This is a genomic window from Planifilum fulgidum (assembly GCF_900113175.1).
Classification (GTDB): domain Bacteria; phylum Bacillota; class Bacilli; order Thermoactinomycetales; family DSM-44946; genus Planifilum; species Planifilum fulgidum.
Window position 1 is genome coordinate 49182 of sequence record NZ_FOOK01000010.1, and the last position, 17110, is coordinate 66291.

12 protein-coding genes are annotated in these 17110 nt (G+C 59.7%); 10 read left to right on the forward strand and 2 right to left on the reverse strand.

The genetic code is table 11. The features are described 5' to 3' along the window. Positions 1–520 precede the first annotated feature (520 nt). The 5 genes from BM063_RS07620 (at position 521) to BM063_RS07640 (ending at position 8002) form a co-directional block, all read left to right on the forward strand. A complete protein-coding gene (locus tag BM063_RS07620; protein WP_092037528.1) occupies positions 521–4315 on the forward strand; it encodes an AAA domain-containing protein in 3795 nt (1264 codons plus the stop codon). Positions 4316–4342: 27 nt separating this feature from the next. Continuing rightward, complete coding sequence (locus tag BM063_RS07625) at positions 4343–5473, forward strand: acyl-CoA dehydrogenase family protein (protein WP_143085272.1); 1131 nt, start codon at positions 4343–4345, stop codon at positions 5471–5473. 417 nt (positions 5474–5890) lie between these two features. Then, positions 5891–6364 carry an EVE domain-containing protein gene (locus tag BM063_RS07630; RefSeq protein WP_092037530.1) on the forward strand — a complete coding sequence of 158 codons (474 nt, stop codon included), beginning with the start codon at positions 5891–5893 and terminating at the stop codon, positions 6362–6364. Between the two features lie 210 nt (positions 6365–6574). Then, a complete protein-coding gene (locus tag BM063_RS07635; protein WP_092037533.1) occupies positions 6575–7666 on the forward strand; it encodes a protein kinase family protein in 1092 nt (363 codons plus the stop codon). Between the two features lie 48 nt (positions 7667–7714). Beyond that, a complete protein-coding gene (locus tag BM063_RS07640; protein WP_092037536.1) occupies positions 7715–8002 on the forward strand; it encodes an SAVED domain-containing protein in 288 nt (95 codons plus the stop codon). 163 nt (positions 8003–8165) lie between these two features. Here the strand turns inward: BM063_RS07640 and BM063_RS07645 are convergent, their stop codons facing one another. Both BM063_RS07645 and BM063_RS07650 read right to left on the reverse strand, forming a co-directional pair. Next, positions 8166–8531: a DUF4387 domain-containing protein gene (locus tag BM063_RS07645; protein WP_092037539.1), complete on the reverse strand. Its 366-nt coding sequence runs from the start codon at positions 8529–8531 to the stop codon at positions 8166–8168. After that, positions 8532–9911 (reverse strand): acyclic terpene utilization AtuA family protein, encoded by a 1380-nt coding sequence (locus tag BM063_RS07650; RefSeq protein WP_092037542.1) that lies wholly within the window; start codon positions 9909–9911, stop codon positions 8532–8534. It lies immediately after the preceding gene. 247 nt (positions 9912–10158) lie between these two features. On the opposite strand from BM063_RS07650, the gene BM063_RS07655 reads away from it, so the two are divergent. From BM063_RS07655 to BM063_RS07685, 5 genes are all read left to right on the forward strand, one after another. After that, positions 10159–11523, forward strand: a complete 1365-nt coding sequence (locus BM063_RS07655) for a TRAP transporter large permease subunit (protein ID WP_092037544.1) — start codon at positions 10159–10161, stop codon at positions 11521–11523. Between the two features lie 29 nt (positions 11524–11552). Continuing rightward, entirely contained in the window at positions 11553–11837 is a 285-nt protein-coding gene (locus BM063_RS07660; protein ID WP_092037546.1) for a hypothetical protein, read from the forward strand. Positions 11838–11871: 34 nt separating this feature from the next. Continuing rightward, positions 11872–12642, forward strand: coding sequence for a gamma-glutamyl-gamma-aminobutyrate hydrolase family protein (locus BM063_RS07665; protein ID WP_092037548.1), 771 nt, complete (start codon positions 11872–11874; stop codon positions 12640–12642). Positions 12643–12744: 102 nt separating this feature from the next. Beyond that, entirely contained in the window at positions 12745–13485 is a 741-nt protein-coding gene (locus BM063_RS07670) for a GntR family transcriptional regulator (RefSeq protein ID WP_092037550.1), read from the forward strand. A 784-nt stretch (positions 13486–14269) separates the two neighbouring features. Continuing rightward, on the forward strand, positions 14270–17110 hold the full coding sequence (locus BM063_RS07685; protein ID WP_092037556.1) for a DEAD/DEAH box helicase: 2841 nt from the start codon (positions 14270–14272) through the stop codon (positions 17108–17110).

Genomic DNA, 17110 nt, shown 5'->3' on the forward strand with positions numbered 1-17110 from the left:
TCGGCAAAGGGGGAGGCTCGCCGCTTCAGCGGCTTGGTCAGTCGGCCATTGGATTGTCTGGAGTTTTTGTAATTATCTGTAAAAATATACGGTTTGCCGTGCCCACAGAGTGTCAGCGCGGGGCGGAAAAGCGGATTCGTCCGCGTTCGCAAAGGGCGCGGAGGGAGGGGATTGCCCCCCGCCGTTTCCGGCGAAGCGGGACGGAGGCATCGGTTTCCAGGCGGAACGGTCAATTCGTGCCCGATGCGATCTCCGCCGCGTTCCGACCCGCGTTGATCGGGGGAGAAGCCTCCCTTGGCCGCCCGGAGAAGATCCGGCGGAGATTTTTTCTGCCGCCGGCACATGCGGCATTTCCGGTTGACTCGCCATAGCCGCATTGGCACATGTGCCAACCCAACCGGAGATCATGCGGAGTTTTCCACCCGAACCGGAAGGAGGATTCCTGGACATGCGTCGAGTCATCCTCCCTCCGATGCTTTGAAAAGATTTTTCCCAGATCAGCGGCGGGAGGTGTGTTCCGTTGAGGCAGCAATTGATCCGCTTGAAAGACCGGTTGAGCGATCTGAGCATGCGCAACCGCTCCATCCGGCTGCTGAAGGTGAATCACAAGTGGGGGTTGGATCTGTACCGGCTGGATGCGGTCCGGGGCCGCGGAGCGGTGGAGCAGATTTTGCGGGATGTTTTGTCCAAAAAGGAAAAGGTTTCGCTTCTCCGGATCACCTCCGATGAACGGCAGATGATGTCCCTGGGTCACCGGTTGACCGCCTTGTACCGGAATTTGCGCCGGATTGAAGAGGAAACCGGGATGTACGACCTGTTTCTGGGCTACCCTTTTCTCTCCGGCACCCTGTCAGACGGCACCTTTATTCAGGCTCCCCTTTTTTTGTATCCGGTCCGTCTGGAGCGGAGGGACACCAGCAACCGCTTCTGGGAACTCCGCCGGGGAGAGGGGGAGCCCCAGCTCAACCGGACGCTGATGCTGGCACTCCGGAAGTTCCAACGTTTTCAAGTGGATGAGGCGATTTACGATGAGGCGGAAAAGCAGGCGACAACCGGGGATGTCCGGGGTTGGGCGGAATGGCTGAGGGCGCACGGATTTGATCTTCCCGATCCGTGTCCCCGAATCCACCCCCTTCCCGAATACCGGCGGGACGAAATTCCGGAAAAGGCGCCTTTGGCCCTGTTCCGGCATGCGGTTCTGGGCCATTTCCCCCAGGGAAATTCCGCCGTTCTGCGGGATTACGAGGAGATGATGGAAAAGGAATCGCAGGGCCACGGTCTGGGAATGGCGGGAGAGCTGCTCCGGGCCGGAGAGAACTTGTGGGCCGGGGAAGCGGAAGGCGCCTCGGATTTCGCCGCTGCCTCTTCCGATGCGGAGGAGAAACTTCCGCCAATTCCCGAACGGGAGCGTTTTTGGCCTCTTCCGGCGGATGCCTCTCAGGAAGCGATCCTGAGGGAAGCCCGCGTCAGCAAGAAATTGGTCATCGACGGTCCCCCCGGCACGGGGAAATCCCAGGTGATCGTCAACCTGATCGCCGACGCCTTGGCGCGGGGAAAAAAGGTGTTGGTGGTCTGCCAGAAACGGGCGGCTTTGGACGTGGTGTTTCAGCGGCTGGAGGGGTTGGGGCTGAGTCCCTTCACCGCGCTGGTTCACGATGAACAGAACGATCGGAAGGCGCTGTATCTGCGCATCTACCGGCTTCTTTCCGATCCCCGGGCCGATCTTCCGGACCCGGAGCGGCACCTGGAGTCGGTCTGCCGCCAGCTGGAAGAGCGGGAGGTCGTGCTGAACGCGATCAAACGGGGGTTGTACGAGCGGCACCGCTCCGGATACAACGCCTATGAGCTCTATGCCCGGGCAAAGCGCGAAAATGAGGTGGAAGCGTTCGTCGATCTCGACGGAGTCCTGGATGAACTGGACCGGTACAGTCTGGAGGAGGCGCTGCGGCAGATCGGAACGTACGCTTCTTTTTACCGGCGGTTCGGCCGGGCGGATTATCCCCTCAAAGAGCGCCGCTCATTCGCTTCCCTGGATCTGGCGGGTTTTACCTCGCTGCGGGACCGGCTGGAGGAGATCCTCCGCAAGGCGCGAAGGACGGAGGAATTTTTGGCGGCCCTGGATCATGACAAGATCACTCCGGCATACACCTGGCTGATCATCGACCGGCTGGAGAAGATCGTTCCCGCGCTGGAATCCCGAGGGAAAAGCGTGATGCAAAAAATGCGGCTCTGGTGGTGGACGTCCTTCACGGGGAAGCGAATCATCGAAGAGCTGCTCGGAGGAAAGCCCTTTCGGGGCACTTCCTCCGCCGAGTGGCCCCGGATCCGCGAAAATCTGCGCCTCATGTACGATATGGCCAAGACGACGGAAACGATGTGTCTGGAACTGGAAAAGCTGCGTCCCCACTTTCAGGATTCCCTCATCGAACGGCTGAAAAGGGGAATCGAGAAGGGAAACATCCCCACCGGAGAACTGCAGGGGATCATCCAACACCTCGATTCGGACTTCGACGAACTGAGACAGATGGACCGGTTCTTTGAAGAAGCAACTCCCCTCGTCCGCACCCTGATCACCCGGGTGCGGGAGAAGATCGGCTGGCAGGCGGATTCCCTGCCGGAGCGATGGACGGATGCCGTCCGGCAGACGGTCTATCTCAAGTGGTTGGACGAAATCGAGCGAAAGCATCCCGTCATCGCCAAGGTGTCCACCGACGAGTTTGAAATCATCCGTCGTTCCTTCAAGGAGTTGATTCAGGAGAAGCGGAGAGCGGTTGCCCAAGTGCTGGTCCACAGGATGTATGAACGGGTGCGCCGGCTTAATGCCGAGCATCCCCGGGCGATGCAGCGGTTGAGATACGAGACGGGGGAGAAGAAGCGGAGAATTTGGCCTCTTCGCAAGCTGGTCCGCCAGTTTTACCAATCCGGCCTGCTGGATTTGATGCCCGTGTGGCTCACGTCTCCCGAAACCCTCTCTTCGATTTTTCCGCTGAAGGAAGGACTCTTTGATCTCGTGATTTTCGATGAGGCGTCCCAGTGTCCCGTGGAAAACGGGCTGCCTTCCATTTACCGCGGAAAACAGATCATCGTGGCCGGTGACGAGAAACAGCTCCCTCCCTCCACCCACTTCCGGGGAATGTTGTCGGCGGAGGAGGATGAGGAGGAGGCGGAAAACGGACTCGAAGAGTCGGAAAGCCTTTTGAATCTGGCCAAGCGGATCTATTCCGCCCGGATGCTGGAATGGCATTACCGGTCGGCTTCCCAGGAATTGATTCATTTCTCCAACCATGCCTTTTATCACGGCCGGATGGAGATCGCCCCCAATGTGCGTCCCTATCAGCATCCTCCGGCGATCCAGTGGCGGAAAGTGAACGGATTGTGGATCAACCGGCGCAACGAACGGGAAGCCCGGGAAGTGATCGAGGTGTTGAAGGAGCAACTGCGAACCCATCCCGAAGAAACCGTCGGGATCATCACCTTCAACGCCGACCAGCGGGATCTGATCGAGGAGATGATCGACCGGAGGGCTGAGGAGGATCCCGAATTCTCGGTCCTGTATGAAGAGGCGCAGAAGCAGGCGCCGGACCGCAGGGTGTTTGTCAAAAATATCGAGAACGTCCAGGGGGACGAGCGGGACGTCATCATTTTTTCCGTCGGGTACGCCCGGAACGAGGAGGGAAAAATCCGCCTCCAGTTCGGTTCCCTGAGCAGGCAGGGGGGAGAAAACCGGCTCAACGTGGCGGTCACCCGGGCGAAGCGGAAGATTGTCGTCGTCGCCAGCATCGAGCCCCACGAGCTCGATGTGGCCAACACCGCCCATAAAGGGCCGAAGCTGTTGCGGCACTATCTCGAGTACGCTCGGGCGGTCTCCGACATGGACCGGAACCGGGTGGAAGCCGTCATCTGGCGGATTAACGAGTATCACCACCTCGGCCGGCAGGAACGGGCGGATCGTTTTGATTCTCCCTTTGAACAGCAGGTTTGCGATGCGCTGAGAAGGTTAGGATACAAAGTGGACACCCAGGTGGGCGTCTCCAGTTACCGGATCGACCTGGCGGTGCTTCACCCCAAGGATCCCGAACGGTACATTCTGGGGATCGAGTGCGACGGAGCGATGTATCACAGTTCCCGGGACGCCCGGGAGCGGGATGTGTACCGGCAGGAATTTCTCGAATCCAAGGGATGGACGATCCTTCGCATCTGGAGCCGCAACTGGTGGCGGAATCCCGCCCGGGAGTTGGAGCGGATCGAGCATCGGATCCGGGAACTGGTGGAGAAGGAAGAGAGAAGGGAAGCCGCATCGATGGTCCGGGGTTGATGGGCAGTTTCCTTGCGGAGTGATAGAATGAAGGGGGTCGCCCCTTTCGGCGGCGGGCGTGGCCCCTTCATTTTCACCGTTTTGTTGGAGGAGAGGATTGTCGTGGATTTGCTGACCCGGGAGCTTGAGGCCATGGTCCGGAATGAAGCGCCGGCCATGGAACAAAAGGGGGAGATTTCCCCGAAAGTGTTGGAGGCGATCTACAAGCGGGGGCTGTTCAAGTTGTTGGTCCCCCGCGAATTGGGCGGCCACATGCTGCCGCTGCCCGAGGCCCTGCGCGTCTTTGAGGGGGCTTCCCGGATCGACGGCAGTTTCGGCTGGCTGGTCACCATCGGTTCGGGAGGGGGATATTTTGCCGCTTCCATGGAGCCGGAGGTTTGCCGGGAACTTTTCTCCCCCCGGGAGGCGGTGATCGCCGGAAGCGGCTATCCGGCCGGGGAGGCCCGAAGGGTGAACGGGGGATTCCGGGTGAGCGGTCGGTGGAAATACATCAGCGGTTGCGACTATGCGAGCATTTTCACCGTGAACTGCGTCATCCGGGATGAAGGCGGTGACGGGCGGATCCGCTCCTTCATCCTGATGCCGGAGCAGGTGAAAATCCTCCGGGATTGGAGAGCCTTCGGCCTCAAGGCGACGGGCAGTCACAGCATCGTCGTGGAGGAGGCCTTTGTGCCGGAACGGATGACCTTCGACATCGCCGAGCCGTATCCGGTCTACGAAGATCCCCTGTTCCGTTATCCCTTTCTTCCCTTCGCCCTGACCTCCTTTGCCGCCGTCGCCCTCGGCGTCGCCGCCCGCTTTCTGGAGGAAGCGCGGAACCTCCTTGAAGCCCGTCGGGAGGTCTGGCCTTCTCCGCGGGTGGAGGCGGGACTTCAGGCCGTCTCCCGGGCGGCGGAGCGGCTTCAAGGGGTCGCATCCGCCTTCTATCGCACCGTCGACGACACCTGGGCGATTCACAAAAACCGGCCCTTGACCGAGGAGGAGACGGCATCCGTCAACCGCAGGTCCAGGGAGACGGCCCAAGAGGCTCTCCTCCTCGCCGACGCCGTGTTCCCCCATCTCGGCATGGCCGGCATCATGGAAGGGGAGCCCGCCAACCGGGCCTGGCGGGATTTGCACACCGTCTGCCGTCACGTGCTGCTGTCGGACTGGGGATGAACGGGCGGCGATTTTGACCGTCAATGAACGATGTCCTTCGGGGACGGACCTGTGCCGACCGATTGTCGGACGTCTCGCGCTTTGTAAGATTCGGCCGTCGCTTCGCCCCGCCGGGTTCGGTCCCGGGTGTTTTACCGGGCTTCCGCGGCGGAGGGCATGGTCGCCGCAGGTTCTCCTTGCTTTTGTTTTTTTGCTTTTCGTCTCTGCGGTGTCGATGCCGCAAGGAGGCGTTTCTCCTTCCGGCCGTCCGGAAACAGTCCCGGACTTTTCCTTGACCTTCATCCCGGTGTCACGGGGCGGCGACAATGATCCCTTTCGCCCATGCGGGAGACGGGACGGGCCGTGCGCCTCCTTTGGAAAGAAGTGCGGCGCATCCGCCGGTGACGGGGCATCCATTCCGACAAAGGGGAGGAGAGGATGGAGGATCACCGCGAACGGGCGGACAAAGCCTTTCACGTGTGGATGATGATCTCCTCCGACAGGCACTCCTTCCGCTGGGATCACATTCTCCGAACCGGGGAGTCGGTGGAGTGGTCCGCCCGGAGAGTGTTGAGCAACTTCAAACGGGCCGGGGAAGGGGACCGGATCCTTTGCTACCAGACGGGCATCCGGGAGAAAGGGCTGGTCGGGATCGCCGAAGTGGTCCACCCGATGATCGAGGGGATACGGAACATGGAAATCAGGGGACTTCACCGCTTTCCCCAGACCATTTCCTACCAGTGGTTCCGCAAGCTCCCCGAATACCGGCAAACCCAGGCGGCCCGCCTCAGACACCGGGGCACGATGTTCAGCCTGACGGGACCCTTTATCCGCCGGGTGCGGGAGCGGTTGAAGGAAATGGGCGACCTCGAGGGGGCGCAGTTGTTGGAAGGGGCGGCGGATGAAGGATGACGGGGCATCCCGGTGCGGAAAGAAAACCGCGGCTTCTCCCTTTTTTCACTGAAACGGAAGGAAGGGGCGCGGAGTTATGTATTTATGAAGCGCCCTTGGGATCCTGGGGGGAGAAGTCGCTTCCGGGAGTTGCCGGCCAGCCACTCTATCCGCCGCACCTTGGGACGGTTCGGTGCCGGAGGGCGGGTTTTCCCGCGAGGAGGTAAACCAATGTTTTTTGAACCGGGTAAAGTCTATCGGGATTATTGGGTCGAATCGGTGCTGCATACCCCCTTCGGGGAGTGGGCGTTGGCGCTGGATGAAGCGCAGGATAAGGTGTATCTTCAACATGTTCCCCTTCGCAAACCGGCTCCGCAATCCTTGATCGATCAGTATTTCTCCCTGGATCATCCGCTGCTGGTTCCCTACTGGCAGGTTTATCAAGAATCCGAGGCCCTCGTGTTTGTTCGCCCCCATGTGCATGTGGACGGTCTGATCTATCGCTGTCCGACAGATGAAGAGACGGCCGCCAAATGGTGCGAGCAGCTGTCACAGCTGGAAGCATACCTGCAGAATCGGCCGATTCCGATGAAGATCGTTTATGTTCCCGAGAACATCGGGGTGACGGAACAGGGAGATCTGCGGGTGTTTCTTTGCGGGGACCCGGCGTATATGCAGTGCGATTTTTCCGATCGGGACACCTTCCGAAGGGTTCTGCTCGGCAAAAAGGGAAAGGAAAAAGCATCTCCGCACAATGACGACGTCCTCCAATCTTCCGCCGAAAAGGGGACGTCCGGAAAATGGCTTTGGGGGCTGGGCATTGCCCTTGCCCTGCTCGTCCTCGTCGGTTTTGTCGTCGGCGGTTTTGGACTGATGCATCTTTTGCAGAGGTTTGAGGTGAAGCCGGTCCCGGCCCGGACGGCTCCTCCGGAACAGGCCGAGGCGGATCCGCAGCCCGACGAACGGGATGCTGAAGCGGCGCCCGATCCGGCTCCTTCGGAAGATGCTTCCCCGCCCACACAGGAAGACGTCGAACAATCCCGGACCGCGGCCGAGGAATTCATCTCCTCGTTGGATCAGGACGAACACCAGCAAATCCTGAAGAAAAAAGCCCGTTCCATGACCGTGTTGCCCGGCATGGAAGCGAGAAAGATCGACAGCCGTCCCGGGGAAATCACCTGGGAAATCGAGGCGGAGGTTTACCATTCGGATGGAAACATGGAGGGGAAAATGTACCGGACCGTGTTCCGGGTGATCACAGTTAAGGAAAACGGCGCGTGGCAGGTGAAGGATGCGGAAGTGACCGCGGAGGAGAGGTTGTGAGGGAAAAAAGGCGGAGCAGCGGCCCCGGATGATGAGGGGCCGTTTTGCATGCTTCATTTATATTCCTCCCGTCGCGTGCTTCCCGATCAGGCCAATTTGGTGGTGGACGAGATAAAAAAGAACATTTTGGAGGCGACGGAAGAGTGCGGAGCGAAACAGATTGATCTGTTTTACGCCGGACCCGCCACGATTGCCCTGTTTTTGGGGCATCGGTGGAACCCCATTCCCGCAGTGCAGTGTTATGAATATATCGGGAGAACGGAGAAATATGTTCCTTCATGTTTTTTAAAGCCCGGAGCGACGAACATCCCGCAGACGGGCATGAATGCGCGGTGACCCCATGAGCCTGAGGAATGCAGAAGGCGCCGGTGGCGGAACGGAATGGGCGCGGAGGACTTCGACATGCGGATGGGGGATTGCCGGGCGCACCGAAAAACGCAAAGATTCGGCTTTCGGCCGATCGGTGGCATAAAGCGCGCGGGGCGGCAGGCGCCGCCCCTCATTCCTTTGGTTTTGCCTCGTCCTTCCCCACCGGAATCTCGATATCCAGCAGAGGCGCATACTGCTGGCTTCCGAAGATGTCCCGTTCGCCGGGGCCGCCGCTGGGGGATTTGCGGTAAATGGTGAATTTGATGGCGCAGGCCGGATCGAATTCCACAAAGTCGCAGATGCGTTCCTCCGGAATGCCGTACAGCCGGGCCACCGTTTCGCGGGTCAGTCGTTTGCTGGCCTTGACGAGCTCGTAGTTTTCCTTTTCCCGGAAAATGATGTCAAAGGTGATCTTGTCGGTGCCGGCGTTTTTGCTCCGGATCGTATTGGCCAGGTCCGACAATTTGACGGTCCGCGGGTTTTGGCCCCCGTTCATCTATTCGTCCCCTCCCACTTCGATCATTTTCACCTGAAACAGCTCCATCGGATCGTCCACCGGAATGACGTGGTTCATGGTCCACCGGTACGCCGCGGTGGCCGGCAGCACCTCGTCGACGACGAAGGCGGCGGTGCCGGCGGTCCCCTTCACCTCCGGCAGACGGGCGTAGAACAGCTGCCGGGTGCCCATCAGCGTGATTTCTTCCGCCAGCTTTTTCGTGGGCGCCACGCCCTCCACCACGACGCACAGCTCGTGGGAGCGGATTTCCTTGACAGGCTCCAACTCGCCCATCACGCCGTTTTTCCCATAAATCTTGAAATCCAGGTGATAATCCACGCCTTGGAACGTTTCCCGCACCTGGCCGGCGGCCCATTCCACCACCCGGTCGATGTTCCGGATCATGTACGGATCCCGGATGCCGGCAATGCCGATGTATTTTTCACCGACTTTCCCGGACCCTTCCAGTTTGACCTTGATCTTGCCTTCCGTCGGGATGAATTTGGAGCCGGTGATGCGGCAGGTTTTTTCATCGTACTGCTCGTACCGACAATGGGTCATGTCCAGCATTCCGCCCGCCACGTACTCGTAGTAGGGGTTGGATCGTTCATACATGGCGTGTCCGGCGACGGACGCCACCGTGCAGCGCTGCTTCGGATGCATGGCCGTCACTTTGACGTCCTCGTGGGTGATGGTGCCGATGACCGTTTCCTTGGCTCCGTAGGGTTCGGCGCAGAACGAGGCGCACTCCAGCACTTTTCCCAGGTAATACGCCAGGTCCTCCGGGAAACCTTCCCAGATGGCCGGCGCGGCAAACACCGCGCAGTCGCTGGAACGGCCGCCGATGATGACATCGGCCCCCATCTCCAGCGCCCGGATGTAGGGATGCACGCCGGCCACGGCGACGATGCGGTCCGTCTTTTCCAGGTCTTCCAAGGTCAAGGGGGAGCGGCCGTCCAATCCTTCGATGACGACGCCCGCTTCCATTTTCTTTTTGATATAGGCCTTATCCACTTCGGAATAGAAATACGCCAGCTTGAATTTCGGCAGGCGGTGCTCCTTGGCCAAATCCTTTATGATCTGAACGTACAAATCAACCCGGCTGTTGGAACCGGTGTCGCCGGCGGAACCGATGATCATGGGCACCCCTTGTTCCCGCGCCTTGACCAGCATCAGTTCCAGATCGTGCTTTTGCCACTCGTACATGCCCACCGACTTGTCGGCGCCCAGGGGCGCCGGGCCGATGTCGTCACTTCCCGAGTCGCAGCAATAGTAGTCCGGGCGGGTGGCGGCGCCGATGAAAAAGCTTTCCTCTTTCGTCGGTGCAAAACCCAGATGGCCGTTGGGACAGAGGATGCGCAGCTGCTGTTTCTTTGCCATGATCTGAGCTCCTCTCAGAAAATTTGGCACAAGAGATATTGACATGACATGTTATTACATGATTTAATAATGGTAATTATCACACAGTATATCATACCGGCAACATTTCCTAAAGTCAAGGTTTTGGAAAAAGTGGTTATTACCATTCATCTGCCGTTTGGGGGGTGGCCCGTTACAGCAGGAATTTGTAAGCGGTCACATGTTGGAACATTTCGGAAACAATAAAGGGAGTGAGGAGGAGAGAGGGATGCTGGGGTTGCCGATGGCCATTTGGTATCTCATCTTCCTGTTGTTCTTCGTGGCCGTCCTGTTCGTCGGTTTCAAGCGGCCGATATACGAAGTGATGGCTTTGGCCTTCGTCTTTATCGTGGTTATTACCGGCCGCTTTGACCTCTTTTGGCCGTCCCTTTTATATCCGTCCACCAGCAGTCTGTTTTACGCCATTTTTGCCTTTTTGGTGGTTGCGGTCATTTTCGATGAGACGAAAGTGGTGGAACGGATCATCAATTTGATCATGTCCGTGGTCGGCCGTTTTCGCGGAGGCGCCGGCTATGTGGCGCTGCTGGCCAGCACGTTCATGGCTTCGCTGTCCGGCTCCGGTCCCGGAAATGTGGCGACCACCGGTGTGTTCACCATTCCGACAATGAAGCGAACCGGTTATTCGCCGGCGCTGGCGGCCACGACGGAAATGTCCAGCAGCATGTTGGGAAACATCATTCCCCCCTCCGGAATCGTGCTGTTGACCTACGGCATTTTGGATGAATTGCACCCGGGCAGCATTTCGTCCAGCGCCTGGATGATGGCCGCTTACGGGGTGGGGTTGTGGTTCTTCCTGCAGCGCTGGCTCACCCTGTGGGTGTTTTGCCGTTATTACAAGGTGGAGCCGGTTCCGGCCCGGGAGCGGCCCCGGTTGGGCGCGAGCCTGCGAACCGGCTGGTCGGCCCTCCTGTTGCCGTTGTTGATTTTTCTTCCGCTGCTGCTCGATGCGCAGATGAAGGATTGGCTCACCGCCCGGCTCGGAGAGGCCGGTGCCGAAGCGTATTCCACTTCGGTGCTGATGTTTACGCCGGGGTTGGCGGCGGCCTATGCGCTGGGAATCGGCCGGAGGGCGGTCGGAGGATTTGACTGGCGAAAAATCCACGCCATGTTTCGGAAGACGATCGACAAGGTGGTGCCCATCGGGGTCACCATCTATATGGCTTATGCCATTTCGCAGGTGTTCGTCGGCCTGGAGGCCACCAATGCCATCGAAAAGTGGTTTGTCTCCCTCGGTCTGCCGGTCTGGGCGTTGATTCTTGTTTTGCCCCTCTTCTTCATGGTGTTGGGAATGGTATTGCCCGGTTCATCCCAGATCGCCATTTTGGGCGGGGCCGTGATCGCGGCCTTCGGCACGCTGGGAGGCGACCCGGTGCTGTTTGCGGCGCTGCTGCCGGCCATGACGGGAGCGTTGGAAGGGATGACGCCCCCCTTGGCGCTGGGGATGTACGTGGCCATGGGAATTGCCGGTTCGGGCTTTAAGGAGACGGCGAAATTGACGATCGTCTGGGTCGCGTGCCACGTGTTGCTGAGCATGGTGCTGTTGACCGGGTGGTTGCCCATTTACGGATTGTGATTAGAAAAGGGAGAGAAGGAGGGCTTGGCGTGGGAAAAATCGGGGAACTGTTGCATCATGTGTATGCGTTGATCGCCTTTGCGACTCTGGCCCTGGGATTTGTGGTCTGCCTGCTGTTTGCCTTCGGCATCGTCGTCGGCGGCCCGCCGGGTGAATCGGCGGCGGCACGGGCGGGGCAATTGATGCAGTGGGCCATCCGCCTGGCGGCGATCGCCGTGTTTGCCGGCCTTCTGAACATGTATTTGACGAAGCGGCACACGTTGACCTTGAAGGGCGAGATTCCGCCGGGGCAACCCGATAAGAAGGGAGCATAAGTGAAATGCGCCGCCGGGCGGGTGAGGGAAGCCGATGACATGGGATGGAGAGAAAAACCGGCCGCTTTGCATCGGGGTGACAGCGCCCGTCGACCGGGGCGAAGCCGCCGACCTGTATCCGGGCCATCCGCTATTGTATTTGGAACGAACGTACCTGGACGCATTGCAGTCCCACGGAATGATGCCGCTCATCCTTCCGCCCGTCGACGATGAGAAGTGGCTGATGCGGTATGTGTCGCAGATCGACGGATTGCTGTTGACGGGGGGAGGTTATTTGCCCCTGGAGGGCGATCCTTCCCGCTTGCCGGGATTGGAAGGTACCGGGCGGGAGCGGTTCGCTTTTGAAATGGCGCTTCTGGAAGCGGTCGTGCCGACCGGTATGCCGGTGATGGGCATCTGCCGGGGCTGCCAAATGATCAATGCGTTTTTCGGCGGGAGCCTGGTCAACCTTTCCGCGGAGGGAACGGCGCGGCATCATCAGGAGAAAAGGAAAATTCCCGGTCACGTGCCGGTGCACGGGCTGAAGGTGGACCCCGGCAGCCGTGTGGCGGCCTGGACCGGCCAAACCGAAATCCGGGTCAATTCCTTTCACCGGCAGGTCATCGCGCGTCCGGGAAAAGGGTTGACGGTGACCGCCAGGTGCGCCGAGGACGGGGTGGCGGAGGTCGTGGAGGCGCAAGATCACCCTTGGCTGGTGGGATTTCAGTTTCACCCGGAAAAATTGTGGCGAACGGAACCGGTCTGGTCCAACGTGTTCCGGTCCTTTCGGGAGGCCGCACGCGCATACCGGAGCGGGCAAGCGTAGCGGCTCCCTTTTTCTTTCCTTATTTCCATCCATGACAAAACCGGTTAAGATGAATGTGAACACTTTCTATGGATGGTGTAACGGCGCAAGGAGGTCATCAGATTGCCGTCGGGGTCAGGCCAACCGTTGTACAAACAGTTGGTAGCCTATTTTAAAGAAAAGATCGAATCCGGGGAATGGGCGGTGGGGACACAGATCCCCTCCGAACGGGAGTTGTGCAAGCAATTTGACGTCAGCCGGATTACGGTTCGGCAGGCGATCGCCGTGGCGGAAAAAGAGGGATTGCTGCAGGCGGTCCAAGGGAAAGGAACCTTTGTGGCCAAGCCGAAGATTCACCAGGAGCTGCAACAGATCACCAGCTTCAAGGAAACGATGACCATGTGGGGGATGGTGCCGCGCACCAAAGTGTTGCGCATCGAGAGCGAGCCCGCCGATCTTGCCATCGCTTCCGTGTTGGGGATCCCGGAAGGCGGCCCCGTGGTCCATCTGGAATTGATCGGCTATGGTGACGATTTGCCGATGGTGTATTACCATTCCACGTTTTCCCACCCGATCGGAAAGCGGCTGGCGGAAGAGGCGAAGAAGCTGGAGGAAGCGGGGGAAGGGTTTTCCACCTATGATTTGTATGCCAGGGCCGGTCTGGAACAACCCGGCATGGTCAAACAGACCTATGAAGTGGGAGCCGCCTCGGCCCGGGTGGGCGAATTGTTGCAAATTCCGGAAGGACAGCCGCTGTTTCACGTCACGTCCATTTTCAGCTCCAGGGCGGAGCGTCCTTTGGAATTTCGCACGGCATACTACCGCGGGGACAAATACAAGTTTTACATCACCCGCAGACTGTGACGGGCGCTCCGGCGGGGTTTGGGGGCCTTTCGGGCGGCGCTATGTTCCTTCCATTTTTCCGGAAAAGCTAAAACGGGCCGACTCCCGGGAAGTGCCGTCTGGTTCCCCGCGGCTCCGGCTTGTGAAATGGGTCCTGCGTGACCCATGTTTCCGCTGTGGCGGCGCGGCTTCTTCCCCTCACCCGTGCACTGAAGGATATGGCCCACCGGCAGGCCCGTGGCGTGGAGAGTTGGCGCGCCGCGGGCCACTTTCATCCGATGGTTTTTGGCGGCTGCCCTGGCGTGAAGGCTCATCTCCCAGATGGCGTGAGGATGGCTTCGGAACCGGGAATGTTGCAGCAAAAAGTTCATCCTCCTGCAGCCAAGGGTTCGACTCCGGGACGACGAAAGGTGATTTTTGGGGCCGACTCATCTCATAATGGGAAGAAGAAACACCGGATGACCGCATCCCATTTGAGGCGGTGGAGATGCAGATGGGCGGCGACCCGGCATGTGGTGATGGAAATGAATATTGGACCGGTGGCGGACAAGCCGTCGGAGGACGGGGCGCGGAGGATCTTCATTCAGGCAAAGCGGTGGAGCGGATCGGAAAAAGCGGTGATGCAGACCTTTGGCGAATGTTTTGGAAGCGAGAGCGGAAGGAGGGTTGGATCACTAAAGAGACCGCATTGGGAAGAAATCGTCCCCACGGATAACGAGCGACCGGTCATGATTTCGGAACGGCCCGCAGAGGACACTGTGGATTCCGATTGCCTGGAAGTGAAACGCCCTTGCGGAGGTGCGCCATGACTTATCCCATCGGTTCCCGCGTCAAAATCCGGGGAGAGGAATGGCTGGTTCAGGATGTTCGTCCCACGGAAACCGGACATTACGCCGTCCGGGTGGTCGGGTTGTCGGAAGTGGTGCGGGATCACCAGGCCACTTTCCTCACTTCGATCGATCCGATTGATCCCATCAGACCGGAGGACGTGGAATTTGTTCCCGACGATTCCCCCGGGTATCGCCGGACCAAACTGTTCCTGAATGCCCTGATGATGCGCACGCCGATCCTGGGCTCGGAGGTCACCGTGCGGGGGCAGGCGGCGATGGACGACAGCGATTATCAGTACGTGCCCACCCAGATGGCCCTGGAAAGGCTTCGCCCCCGCATTTTGATCGCCGACGGCGTGGGTTTGGGCAAAACCATCGAAGCCGGCGTGATGCTTGCCGAGCTGATCCGCCGCGGCCGGGGACGGCGGGTGCTGGTGGTGGCCCCTCGGTCGATGCTGGAGCAGCTGCAAAAGGAGATGTGGACGCGCTTCTCGATTCCGCTGATGCGGCTGGATTCCGTGGGGATCGCCCGGATCCGCCGGGAAATCCCCCAGAACAAAAACCCCTTCCATTACTACGACAAGGTGATCATCTCCATCGACACCCTGAAAAATGATGATCGCTACCGACTTTTTTTGGAAAATTGCACCTGGGACGTGGTTTGGATCGACGAAGCCCACAACGTGGCCAACCAGCACACCGACCGCAACCGGCTGGCCACGCTGCTGGCCAACCGTTGCCACAGCCTGATCCTGACCTCGGCCACGCCCCACAACGGGAAGCCGGAAAGCTTCGCCGCGCTGCTTAGGATGCTGGATCCCACGTCGGTGGCCGATCCGGAAAAGATCGCCAAGGAAGAGATCCGGCATCTGGTGGTCCGCCGGTTTAAAAATGACGTGTTGCCCCAGACGCCCGGATTCAAGGATGTTCACGATGCGGCCGTCTTTTGCCCTGCCACCCCGGAGGAGGACGAACTGCTGATCCGTCTGGGGGAAACCCTGGTGCACGCCATCCGGTCCGGCAAGCCCAAGCGGGATGCCCTCTTTTCCGTGACCCTGCTCAAGGCGTTTTTGTCCAGCCCGACGGCCCTCATCAAAACCCTGGATCAACGGATCCGGCGGCTGGGGCGGAAGTTGGCGGAGGATCCGGAGGCCGAACGGTACCTCAAGGACCTGAGGGATTTGAAACTGTTGCGCCAAATGGCCGAAGCCATTCCGATGGAGCGAAGCAGTAAATACCGGGAACTGAAGAAACTGCTGCGGGAGTGGAACTGGGACGGCAGCCCGCAGTCGCCCCGGGTGATTCTCTTTTCGGAGCGGATCGACACCCTGATCGCCCTGCGGGAGCGGTTGATCCGGGACTACGGAGTGAATGAGGATGTTGTCGCTTTGTTCACCGCCCGGATGTCGGACACGGAACAGATGGAGGTCGTCCGGTCGTTCAACGAGGGAACCTCCCCGATCCGCCTGCTGCTCGCCTCCGACGTGGCCTCCGAAGGAGTGAACCTGCATCACCGCTGCCATCACCTGGTGCATTTCGACATCCCCTGGTCCTTCATCCGGCTGCAGCAGCGAAACGGCCGGATCGACCGCTTCGGCCAGCTAAACACGCCGGAGATCCGCTACCTGATCCTCAAAAGCGATAGTGAAGCGGCGGGGGCGGAAACCCGGGTCGTGGAGAAATTGGTGGAAAAAGCCCAGCGCATTCAGCACAACCTGGGCGATCCCGGCAGCATTCTGAAACTCTTCGATCCCGACGAGGAAGAGCAATACGTTCAGGAGCGGATCGCCGAAGGGGACCCCCTGGACGACATTTTCGGCGACGATGACGATTGGGATCTGGACTTCGATTTTGTCCCCCGAACCACCACCCATGTGTCCATCCGGGAGAAGGAAGTCCCCCGGATGTACCGGGACTGGCTCGAACTGATGGAGGATTTGCAGGCGGAATTGGAACGGGACCGGAAAAATTTTGAGCGGATTCACGGATTCAGAGATCCCAACCGCCAAGGGGAAAAGATCCGCATCGACCGGGAGCGGAGGCGGGTGACCATCTCGGTTACTCCGGATCTGAAAAGCCGTCTCCGATCCCTGCCGCCGGAAGCCCGTAAAGGGGAGGAAATTCATCTCACTACCGACGCAAGCCGGGTGATGCGCAGCATCCGGATGGCGACCATAGACGGCGCGTGGCCCCGGGACCACCTCCTGTGGGACATTCACCCCGTGGCCGACTGGGTGGCGGACCGGGCCTTGGGCCTGTTTCCCTCCCGGACCGCGCCAACCCTTACCCTTCCCTTTCTGGAGGAAGGCATCTATTATTATCTGATCCAGGCCCAGGCCCTCACCGAGAGCGGCCACCCCGCCCTGGCCGAATGGCTGGTGGTAGAGCGGGCGGATGACGGCTTCCGCGCCCGTCCCTTTGAGGGAAGACGGGATCCGCTGATGCGCGGCGCGTGGGTGAACTCGTCCAAGGAAAACGATGTGACCGGACCGGATATGGACATCCGGCGGGTGGTGGCCTGCGCCCGGGAGTATGTGAACAAAAGGCTCAAGGAGCGGCAGCGGGAATTGGCGGAGCGGATCCGCGAAGAGAAGGAGCGGCTGAAAAAATGGTATTGGGAGAGCATCAAGCCGCTCCGCCACCAGCAGGGAACGTTGCTGGACGATCCGCTGCGGGCCGCCCGGCTCCGCCGGCTGGAGGCGGAACGGCACAAAATCGAATTCACCTATGAATCCACCGTCAATGAACTGGAGAGCATGCTGAAAATCAAGGGCGACCCGGTGCTTCGCGTCTGTGCCCGCTTGATGAGGGGGTAA